Below are 9,553 nucleotides of genomic sequence, written 5' to 3' on the forward strand. Positions count from 1 at the left end.
GGTCAATTTCCATTTTCAGTTCTTGCCGTCTTGGCGACGCATGCGCCGGATGCATCGGTTCATTATCAATTGACGCTCGCTGACTATCTCGGCGCGACGTGCCTCAAGGCGGTTGATCCGTGCTTGCAGTTTTGCGAGGCGGCGCAATTCAATGGCTTTGGTGAAGTGAAGCCATGGGGTGCGAAGTCCAAAGGGTTCAGTGGGTTGCGCGCTATTGTGGCCAATTTTTGGTGTTTCTTGTGTATCGGTATCAGCTACACAAGAAACGTTTGCATTCATGCTGCTACTGCAGGGCGAGGAGGGCGGCTAACAGCGTCGCGCAACCCATCCAATTCGATGAACGTGTCTGCCTGACGGCGCAGTTCATCAGCGATGAAATGTGGGGAGGTTTTGATGCTGGACACCACACTGACGCGTTTGCCTTGTGCTTGAAGGTGTTGGGTCAGGGCGCAAAAATCACGGTCGCCGCTGAATAGGATGATGTGGTCGATGTGTGGGGCCAGTTTTATGGCCTCCACGGTCAATTCGACGCTCATGTTGCCTTTTACTTTGCGCTGGCCGTACTCGCCCGTGTATTCGCGCGCGGGCTTAGACACGATGTTCCAGCCGTTGTATTGCATGAAATCAACCAGTGGCCGCAGGGGCTGGAATTCTTCGGTTTCACAAATGGCGGTGAAATAGCTGGCGCGTACCAATCGGCCTGCCGTTTCAAAATGGGTCAACAGACGCTTATAATCCACGTCCATTTCCAGCTTTTTTGCGGTGGCGTAAAGGTTGGGGCCGTCGACAAAAAGGGCAATACGTTCGTCATTGTAAATCATGGTTTTGGCTTTCGGTTGGTTACAGGGTTCTAAGCAGGAATGTTGTTGTGGCACCGATCAGCACGCCAAGGGTGGTTCCGCTGACAAGGCCTGAGAGGAAAGCCCTCAGATCGCGGCGTCGGCGTACTTGGTTGCTGAATTTTAGTGCTTGATGGGATAGGTGTTGCATCGGGTTACCTCGGTGTTGGGATGCGCCCAGTCCATGCGTCGAATTCAGTGCGCAGGGTCTGGAAGTTTGACAGGGCGGCTTGGTTGTTTTCCAAGTCGCGGCGGGATCTGATTTGGCAGCAGCTGCGCAGGTATTCAGCAGTTGCTGTGCTGCAAAACTGTTGATCGGGCAGGCCGCAACGGGTGGCTGCGAATTTCTGAAACTGTGGATCATTGCAAAGAATGCCCGCTTGTTGCGCGGGTGAAAGGTTTGCAAATGGGGTGCGATGAACGCGGTCCATTATGCTGCCCCTAATTGATCTGGGGCGGGATGGACGGTGATGAAGCCATCATCTTCGATGTCTTCGATCTGGCAGAGTTTGCCCGCGAGACGTTTCCAGTTTGCGATTGCCTCTTCTTCTGTTGCACCGTCAGCGGTGATTGCGTGAAGGTCCAGTTCCCAGCGGTGTGATCGGTCGCCAGATGGCGGATCAAAGCGGCCAAATGTTTCCTGCACCTCATTTACAAAGGCGTCGTGCTGTTCGCTGGTGTCGCGACACTCAAGATTGTGCAGGAATGCGGGAAGGCGGTTGTGAAGCGTGTTTAGCATCACGCGGCCCTCGTGATTTGGGCCAACACATCAGTGGCGGCGTTCCGTTCTGTTGCGTCTTGTGAGTGTTCTAGGATGGTGTTGCAGGCGGTGAAGATCGCGAAGTTTGATTTCCCGTCACCCAAGAGAGTTGCGCGCGCTTTGCGCAGCTGGTCGTTCGCCTGATTGCGGAAGCTTTGTTCCAAGGCATGATCTTGCGCTTGGCGATGGGCCAGCAACTCACGGCACATTTCTGGAAGGGCTGTGGCCAGCAGGGCGCGTGTCTCGGTGTTAAATTCACCGCGTGTCGCGTCATAGTTTGGGTTTGCCAGTTCTGTCAGCAGGTCGTTGCTGATCAACGGCTTTGGTTCGATTGCGCTCATGTCTGCCTCCATCGGTTTGATGAAGGCACATTATCCAAAAAAAATGGACTTGCAAGAAATAAATCCAAAAAATATGGATTACTGGTGGTTGCTCTTAAATGCGACCCCTTTGTTTTTAGTGTGTCACATCAGCAGAAGTGGGGTGAGTTGACCAATGATGCATCCGAGTAGGGCGTTGCCCGATTGCTTTGGTGGAATTTTCATGGCGCCGGCAAGGACAGCAATGGCGACTGCCCCAGCTATGATCGCAAGCAGTAAGTTTTGCGCTACGGCGCTTGCACCGATGCTGGCGAAAATGAAGGCCACCGCTAAAACGGCTCCTTTCCAAGGCTCTCCGCCTGCAATGCGAATGCCAATTGCAGCCAAAATGATTGTGCTCAACATGGCCGTTATTATCAGACTTCCTGTCATTGTCGCTCTCCTGGGGGCTACCGTTCGCGCGATCATAGGTAGGTGTCAAATGCTTGGGTATCTATTTTTGGTTGTGTCAAGAGTGATGTGGTTCATGATTGACGCAAAAGTTGCGCTTTTCAGGGGCATTGGTCGAAGTGCTTGGGGGTATTTATATTTTTACCACCTGCGCACTCCATTATTTTTACCTACGGAGGGCAAATGCGAATGCCGTTAATCTACCGATTGGCTCGAGTTGCTAAATTACTGGGAATGGATCTTAATCTTGTGTTTGATCCCATTCACTATTTGCGCGGTCTAGTGCTTCGAAGAGGCTCTGCTGAACGTCAGCAGGGAGCTGAGAGAAATCCCCGTTAATTACAAAATTAAAGTCAATTCTGTGCGCGCGGTACAGATATTTCATAACGTCTCTATTTGGAAACTGAAGTCCCTTTTCGATGTTATTGTAAGAGGTTTTTGATATTCCGCAGGCGCGTGCGAAATCTTGCTGCTTTTCAAAGCCGCTCGTGTACCGTGCCGCCTTTACTCGAATGGCGCTTGCTTTCACGCCCATGTCGCCACGGTGTGCGAGGCTTTCTTTTTGCTCAATATCCATGGCTTATTTTTACGCCTTGTCCAAAAAAAATGAACTGATCTTGAGATGGATATGGACAGTCCACAAATTATGGATTAATGCGTTATGCATGACAAATGCATCCGAAATCTGTGACAGACTTGGCCGAAAGATCATGGCGGACAGCCTTGGCGTTGGAGTGACAACTATTAGCAATGCTGCTGTATCGGGTGTTTTCCCATCTAAGTGGTACGTTGTTGTGAAGGGGTTGTGTCGTGAACAAGGTGTCGACTGCCCTGATGGCCTTTTTAACTTCATTAAGCAATCTGCGAACGTGGATGGGCCTTTGCAGGAGGGTGTTCGATGATGGGCTGCTTGATGCTGTTTTTTTCATACTCCCAATCTGCACTTCAACTACACGCGTGCACAGGAAACGAGGTTTCCCATGCCTGATTTTCGCAAGATTGTTCGCGCCAATATGAAATCGCTGGTCGATTGGTTTGGTTGCTATGACGCGGTGGCGGAAACATTCAACGCCCGATGGGGTGGGGGGGCCAGCAAGGGCACGGTCAGCAAGAAGGTCACGGGAAATCTGGACTGGACGGTTGCTGATGTGATTGCCCTTGAGGATGCATCTGGTCGTTATCCTGTGACACGTATGCTGGCGCGTCGGCTGGAAAGCCGCCCTGCGCAGGTTGGTGGTAGTTTGCTGCAAGATGGGTCCAACATCGCCCGCGAAAGTGGCGAGGCGATTTCAGCCATTTTGGCGGCAGAGCAATCCAGCTGCGCAGATGAAAAAGCGCAAGCTATCAAAGAAATTGATGAGGCTATGTATGCCATGCGCCAAGCGCGGGCGCGGCTTGAGGGTTCTTCTTGTCTAAAACATGCGGTGCCTGTTGAACCGGTCGAACGAGGGAGTGCGGAATGAGTTTGCGTTTCTTTTGTAAGTTTTCGATTATGCAGCGTTGCTTGCAGCAAAATTCCAAACACGCGAACGGGGCCAAAAGTGAGCCTCAGAGCCATACCGTAAGGGGCGTGGTCGTTCGCATTGTGTGCCCCTTTACCTCCCTGTTGGGGGCGGGGCGTGGGTCTCATGGATCTGCGCCCCGTCTTTTGATTGGGGGTGTCGCATGACTGATAGCATTACGGCGTCAGCCCAACGCGGACTTTGTGCGTGGCAAGGGACATTCACCGAAGCCAAGCGCCAAGATTATATCGATGCTCTCAAAGCGGTGCGTGCTGGTTTATCTTCGGTGGTTTCATGCCCGGTGGTGTGTGCGTTTTTGCAGGACGTTTTGCATGCCGAGTTGCAAGGCGCGCCGCATATCATCGTTTTTGATGTGGGGGGCAAGTCGTGACTTCTGTCTCTCAAATGGGTTTAGATGGTCTTGATGATCGGCTGTTTGCCTTGTGGGCAACCGGCTTTACGCGTCGCTGGCATATGAACCCTGCCATGTCCTGTTTTGATGATTATGTGTGCAGCCATCAGGGGCGCTGTGCGCAGCTGGTGATTTCGCTTTTTCCTGACCACTCAATTGAGTTGTTGCGTGCTGCGATCACCCATGATGCTGGTGAAAGCCGTGTTGGTGATTTGGCGCGCCCGTTCAAAGAATGCGGCGGTGATCTTGTGGTGCTTCATGCCGCGTTGGAGGCGAAAGTTCTACGCGCCATGGGCTTTGCTGAAGGCCTCTCACCCCAAGACGCGCATCGCTTGCATCTGGTTGATTGTTTGGACGCGTTTTTGTTTGTACAGCTGCGCCACCCCGCTGAGGTGGAGCGCAATGGCTGGCCAGAAGTGCGTGACTGGTTGTTGATCCAACTGCAGCTGTTGGACCGCTTTGAGGTTGTAACTGACATGTTACGTGCCTCGGCTGCGGGTGATTTCACATGACCGGCGGCATCCTTCAGGACATCACAATTGGCAACTGCCGCCTGATTTTAGGGGACTGCCGGGAGGTGTTGCCGCTGTTGGATGAGCAGGCGGATATGCTGTTTTGTGATGTGGCTTATAAGCTGACCTCTGGTGGCGGTGCGCATCAATCCATGGGCGGGATCTTTGCCAAGGATCGGTATGACAATTCTGGTCTGTTGATGGAAGTGCCCGCGTGGGAAGAGTTGGGCGGACCGTTTCTGCGGGCCTGTCGGCCAGATGCTGACGCCTATATCATGACCAATGACAAGAACCTGTTTCGCGCTGGAATGGCGTTTGAGGGGGCGGGCTGGAAGTTTCACAACCTTCTTGTTTGGAACAAGATCCGGGCCACGCGCAATCAATGGTATATGAAGAACCTTGAGTTCACGATTTACCTTTGGAAAGGCAAGGCCGCACCAATCAATGATTGCGGGTCAATGCAGCTGTTCACCCTAAATGCCAAGAAAGAAACAGAGCATCCAACGGAAAAGCCGGTTGATCTGATTGATCAATATATTCGCAACTCATCCAATCAGGGCGACCTGGTACTTGATCCGATGATGGGGTCCGGGGCGGCGCTGGTGGCTGCGATGCAATCTGGTCGCCGGTCTGTTGGCATCGAGATTAATCCCAAATGGTTCAAAGTGGCAGTTGAGCGTGTGGCCCGCGCGGTTGAAGCCCGTGGTGGCGATGCCACCCCGCGTTTTGCTGTCGGTCAGCAGGAGGCGGTGACATGACATCACAGTTCAAGAGCAAACGAGCGGTTGCCAAGTTAAGCCCATTGGCAAGCATTTTTCATCCGCATTGGTCGTCACGTGATGACCATGCGTTGATGAAGGCCAAGGCGTCGGGTGACAACTTTACCCAGATTGCAGGTCGGCTTGGCCGTCAGCGTGTCGCGGTTGAGCAGCGTTGGCAGCGGCTGCGTGTCATTCCGGGAATTGTGAAAAAGTTGGAAGCACATGGCCTGACATCCAAACCCTATTCGATCAATGGGGGGCCGCATGGGTAGGCGTCTTTATACCAATATCGAAGTGCGTGGCGTCACGTACAAAGATGCGAATGCAGCGGCAAAAGCCTTGGGGGTTACTGCGGATGCGGTTCGTATTGCTGTTCGCAAGGGAACCACACACCGTATTGGAACTGGGGCGGTTGGGGCAGAGCCAATGCCGGTGCAAGTGCGTGGGAAGGTTTTCGGTTCTGCGCGGGAAGCTGCAGCGCAATTTGGGGGCACACCAGCTGGTGTGTATCGTGCGATCAATGATGGACGTGCGCAAGAGTTCAAAAAACCACTTCGATACAACGGTGCGACTTCCAAGCCCATAAGCATTGGCTCTCTTTCATTTACTTCAATGGAAGAAGCTAATCGAACCCTTGGATTTGGGCGTGGGTACATTGCGAAGGCGCTGCGCCGTCAGTCTAAATCGGCTATGCAGAAAATACTTGGCGCAGCGATGCGATATGCCGCCCAAAAGGGGGTGTCCGCACCATGACCCTATTGGCAACCCATGTTGGAAATGCACCGGCAGCGCGTTTTGAAATCGAACCATTTGCGGATGTTGCGTTTAAGGAATTGGCCGCATTTCCGCTGGTTGAGCCGGGTGTCTGCAGGAATCCATTTTGCTCCCAGCGTTTCGTCCAGACACGGACATGGCAGCAGTATTGCAGCAAGACCTGCCGCAAGAGGGATGCTGAGGAAATGCGCCTTATGGGCCAAAAGGCAGCGCCTGCGTTGTTGGCGTGGCGCGCGGGAAAATATGAGAAGACCGATGACGATTTGCGGGCGTTGTCCCGCGCCGGTCGCAGATATGTGTCGAAACTGTCCTCTGAGTGGTGGTGTGATCGGTTGCGGCGCGCAGCAGAGAGAGGGGCGCAATGAACAAGCCTGCAGAAACAATTCGGTTGGTGGATAGTGAGGATGTCTTTGACTATCCCATCCCATCAACCGAGCGGTTGGAAAGCCATTACTTCATCTCGTTTCACTATCGCCGATGGCTGAAATCAGAGTTTCGCAATCTAGCGGATCTTGATGTTCGCGCCGTTGGATTTGATTTGTTCTGTGAGGCGCAGGACGAAGCGCCAGTGGGTACGCTGCCCATGGATGAGCGCCTGCTGGCCAAACTGGCTGGTGTGACGCTGGAAGAATGGAAGCGCCTGTGTGAGAGGCCTATTGGCCCGCTTTATGGGTGGTCGGCCTGTCGGTGCGACAACGGCCATATGCGGCTTTATCACAAGGTTGTGTTGGAAATTGCCAAGGAAGCCTTGGGGATGCGCGAAGACCATCTGGAGAAGCGCGCAGCGGATCGAGAACGCAAGCGCCTGAAGGATTTGCCGGGGCAGATTGTTCGGGCTGGCGGCACGGCGCGGATGGGTGAAGACGCCGTTTTTATCATGCAGTTTGATCAGTTTCTTTTGGACTATTTCGAAGGCCGACAGCGCCGTCCAAATGTTGTGCGAGAGGCGTTGGAAAAGTGGTCCATTGAAGGGGCCAGTGGGATGAATTTGCACCAAATATAAACAGTCGCGTTTCTTCCGGCGGAAGGAACTTGGAAGGAACTTGGAAGAAACCGGACGGATTTTGGAAGGTTTCTGGATGATTTAAGCGGGTTTTCCTCTTTTTTTGGGCCGGTTTATTCCGGACTGACAAGGACAAGGAAATAATAAGAAAAAAAAAGATTTACGGATCGCCCAACATTGGGGGGTCAGGACAATTGGAAAGGTTGGAACGCTTAGAAAATGGGAATGAGCCAATGGACAGTGCCAAGCAGGCTGAAGGCGAAAAGCAGGTCAGAGAGTTTCTGATTAAGCCATTGATGAACCGGGGATTGGCAAAGCCAAGCTCGGTCAAGAAAGACGTGTTTGAAGAGATGCTGAAAGTTATGTGCCAAAAGCTGGCGTATATGTCAGGTGGTGGTTTGGCTGCTTTGGAGGAAGAAGTGGCCAGCCGGGTTGCCGCAAGCGGCAAAGATCGGTTCCCAATTGCCAACCAAATCTGTGAGTGGGCTGGGGCAATTGAAAAACCGAGTGACAGTGCATCGCCATTAATTCGCAGCGTGTTTTCCGGTCGGATCGGGCGCGCTGCGCTTGCGGAAGGGTGGGGGCCAGAGCTTCTAGATCAGTTGAAAGATATCAGGCGCTGGCCAAATGAGTTTGTGCTGAAGCTTTGTCGGGAAAAGGCCGATGATCACATTCGTCGGTTGCGTCGTCTGGAAGGCTCCCTGTCTGAGAGCGGTGCATTGTCACCAGTTGATGCCAAGTGGCGCGATGGTCGTTTGGCGCGTTTGAAATGGTGCGAAGAAATTGCCGCTATGGGTGCAGATACCGGGGGCGAGGCATGAGCATGATGGGGCAAGTTATTGGGCAAGAGCTTGAATGGTTCGCAGTGCGGGCAAAGCAGCAACAGGTTGGCGGCGTGCGGACGGCCACGGTCGGCGGTCAATTTGAGGCCTATCGTTCGCGGACGGGGGCCGAGCGGCAGCGGCGGGTTGTTGGTACCGGCCAGCGCGTGTTTGTTCCCGAGCATATCCTAAAGCGGGCTGGGTTTGAGGTGTTCTTGCCGGTCAAGCGTGAGTTAAAGTTGAAGAACCGATTTTCCAACGAAAAGCATTGGGTGGCGAAACCACTGTTGGTCGACTGGATGTTTGTTGGGTGGCCGGTGGGTGAAAGCCGATGGCATGAATTGATGTCACACGATGTTGTTGCGGGCGTCATGGGGACAGGCGGTCGCCCGGTACAGATCCCGGCGCGGCGTGTCATGCGCTTGATGCAAGCTTGGGGTGGTGGAAAGCTTTCGCCAAACCTGCATCGGTATGTGAAGGCAGGTTGTGATTTTGTACCGGGGGATAAGGTTCGGGTTGTCGATGGTCCGTTTGAAGGAAAAGAGGTGCGTGTTGTTGATGTCAAAGGGGCGTCGGTGAAGGCGCTTCTGAAAATCCTTGGCGGGGATATTGAGGTGGAAATGTGCTCAACTTCGATGGTGGCGGTGCCGCCCCCATTTGTTTGTTAAGCTCTACCACAAATTGTTAAGGGGGGTTGACGGCATACCGCATCTTCCCTTAACACTCAGCTAGACGAAGGTTTTTTGGCCACTGTTGAAAGATACATGCCAAGGTTCCGGACGGTTGAAGGCGCCAGACTTGTTCCCGATTTCAACTGTATCCCGTCAAGTTCAGGTGACCACGCAATAGCGGCTTCACCTGTGACACTGCTACTGCATTGGAAGACGTAAGCCCGGCTGGTTCAGCGCGGGCTTTTTTTCTGTGTGGCGTCGACATGAGGATATGGGCGGCGCTGTTTCAAGAAAAGTTTTGATGGAGGAAGCTATGAAGAAATTATTGTTGTCTGGACTGGCGGCGCTGGCGGGCGTTGCGATGGCGACCGCTGCTATGGCGGCGGATGTTGGTGAAGTTCTGATTGGCCCTGATCCAATCGATCTGGCACAAATTGAAATGCTGCATGATCTTGATGGTATGACCGGCGAAGCGTTGTTGATGGCGTTTTCGCTCGATCTGGACGAAATGGCCGCGCCTGTGCCGGTCAATGTTGTGCTGCAAACGGCGGGCTTGGGTGATGGTCTGAGTTGGTCCGGGCAGGGCGCGATGCTTCGCGTTGATCCAGCCGCTGACCTGACTCGCGATGTGTTTTACAACGTTCCCTATGCTCTGCTGATTTAAATCACCGCATTGTTGAATTTAAAATGCCGGTCGCGGGTTGCTGCGTCCGGCTTTTTTTATGAGT

General features: G+C 53.2%; 17 protein-coding genes. 11 read left to right on the plus strand and 6 right to left on the minus strand.

Going from position 1 to position 9,553, the window contains the following annotated elements:
- Positions 1-15 precede the first annotated feature (15 nt).
- From KKW20_RS03090 to KKW20_RS03115, 6 genes are all read right to left on the minus strand, one after another.
- Positions 16-279 (minus strand): hypothetical protein, encoded by a 264-nt coding sequence (locus tag KKW20_RS03090; protein ID WP_214565927.1) that lies wholly within the window; start codon positions 277-279, stop codon positions 16-18.
- Complete coding sequence (locus KKW20_RS03095; protein ID WP_214565928.1) at positions 276-821, minus strand: LabA-like NYN domain-containing protein; 546 nt, start codon at positions 819-821, stop codon at positions 276-278. Before KKW20_RS03095 ends, KKW20_RS03090 begins: the two co-directional genes overlap by 4 nt.
- 448 nt (positions 822-1,269) lie before the next feature.
- On the minus strand, positions 1,270-1,578 hold the full coding sequence (locus KKW20_RS03100) for a hypothetical protein (protein WP_214565929.1): 309 nt from the start codon (positions 1,576-1,578) through the stop codon (positions 1,270-1,272).
- The gene (locus tag KKW20_RS03105; protein ID WP_214565931.1) at positions 1,578-1,940 is read right to left on the minus strand and encodes a hypothetical protein; all 363 of its coding nucleotides are present in this window, start codon (positions 1,938-1,940) and stop codon (positions 1,578-1,580) included. The genes KKW20_RS03100 and KKW20_RS03105 overlap by 1 nt, the downstream gene beginning before the upstream one ends.
- Positions 1,941-2,063: 123 nt before the next feature.
- On the minus strand, positions 2,064-2,351 hold the full coding sequence (locus KKW20_RS03110) for a hypothetical protein (protein WP_214565933.1): 288 nt from the start codon (positions 2,349-2,351) through the stop codon (positions 2,064-2,066).
- A gap of 259 nt (positions 2,352-2,610) precedes the next feature.
- Positions 2,611-2,946, minus strand: a complete 336-nt coding sequence (locus KKW20_RS03115) for a helix-turn-helix domain-containing protein (protein ID WP_246534404.1) — start codon at positions 2,944-2,946, stop codon at positions 2,611-2,613.
- Here KKW20_RS03115 and KKW20_RS03120 point away from each other — a divergent pair.
- The 11 genes from KKW20_RS03120 to KKW20_RS03170 all read left to right on the plus strand — a co-directional run bounded on the left by KKW20_RS03120 (position 2,945) and on the right by KKW20_RS03170 (position 9,489).
- Positions 2,945-3,271: a hypothetical protein gene (locus tag KKW20_RS03120; protein WP_214565934.1), complete on the plus strand. Its 327-nt coding sequence runs from the start codon at positions 2,945-2,947 to the stop codon at positions 3,269-3,271. The two genes, KKW20_RS03115 and KKW20_RS03120, sit on opposite strands and share 2 nt — an antisense overlap.
- 78 nt (positions 3,272-3,349) lie before the next feature.
- Positions 3,350-3,832 (plus strand): phage regulatory CII family protein, encoded by a 483-nt coding sequence (locus KKW20_RS03125; RefSeq protein ID WP_214565935.1) that lies wholly within the window; start codon positions 3,350-3,352, stop codon positions 3,830-3,832.
- Between the two features lie 202 nt (positions 3,833-4,034).
- Positions 4,035-4,262, plus strand: coding sequence for a hypothetical protein (locus KKW20_RS03130; protein ID WP_214565936.1), 228 nt, complete (start codon positions 4,035-4,037; stop codon positions 4,260-4,262).
- A complete protein-coding gene (locus tag KKW20_RS03135) occupies positions 4,259-4,795 on the plus strand; it encodes a hypothetical protein (RefSeq protein ID WP_214565937.1) in 537 nt (178 codons plus the stop codon). The genes KKW20_RS03130 and KKW20_RS03135 overlap by 4 nt, the downstream gene beginning before the upstream one ends.
- Entirely contained in the window at positions 4,792-5,553 is a 762-nt protein-coding gene (locus KKW20_RS03140; protein WP_214565938.1) for a DNA-methyltransferase, read from the plus strand. The genes KKW20_RS03135 and KKW20_RS03140 overlap by 4 nt, the downstream gene beginning before the upstream one ends.
- Positions 5,550-5,828, plus strand: coding sequence for a hypothetical protein (locus tag KKW20_RS03145; protein ID WP_214565939.1), 279 nt, complete (start codon positions 5,550-5,552; stop codon positions 5,826-5,828). Before KKW20_RS03140 ends, KKW20_RS03145 begins: the two co-directional genes overlap by 4 nt.
- Positions 5,821-6,309, plus strand: a complete 489-nt coding sequence (locus KKW20_RS03150) for a hypothetical protein (protein ID WP_214565940.1) — start codon at positions 5,821-5,823, stop codon at positions 6,307-6,309. The genes KKW20_RS03145 and KKW20_RS03150 overlap by 8 nt, the downstream gene beginning before the upstream one ends.
- 382 nt (positions 6,310-6,691) lie before the next feature.
- Positions 6,692-7,333, plus strand: coding sequence for a hypothetical protein (locus KKW20_RS03155; protein ID WP_214565942.1), 642 nt, complete (start codon positions 6,692-6,694; stop codon positions 7,331-7,333).
- Between the two features lie 233 nt (positions 7,334-7,566).
- Positions 7,567-8,154, plus strand: a complete 588-nt coding sequence (locus KKW20_RS03160; protein WP_214565944.1) for a hypothetical protein — start codon at positions 7,567-7,569, stop codon at positions 8,152-8,154.
- Positions 8,151-8,822, plus strand: a complete 672-nt coding sequence (nusG, locus tag KKW20_RS03165) for a transcription termination/antitermination protein NusG (RefSeq protein ID WP_214565945.1) — start codon at positions 8,151-8,153, stop codon at positions 8,820-8,822. The genes KKW20_RS03160 and nusG overlap by 4 nt, the downstream gene beginning before the upstream one ends.
- Positions 8,823-9,138: 316 nt before the next feature.
- Positions 9,139-9,489, plus strand: coding sequence for a hypothetical protein (locus tag KKW20_RS03170; RefSeq protein WP_214565947.1), 351 nt, complete (start codon positions 9,139-9,141; stop codon positions 9,487-9,489).
- Positions 9,490-9,553 lie beyond the last annotated feature (64 nt).

The organism is Aliiroseovarius lamellibrachiae, assembly GCF_018599245.1.
In the GTDB taxonomy this organism is placed as follows: Bacteria; Pseudomonadota; Alphaproteobacteria; order Rhodobacterales; family Rhodobacteraceae; genus Aliiroseovarius; species Aliiroseovarius lamellibrachiae.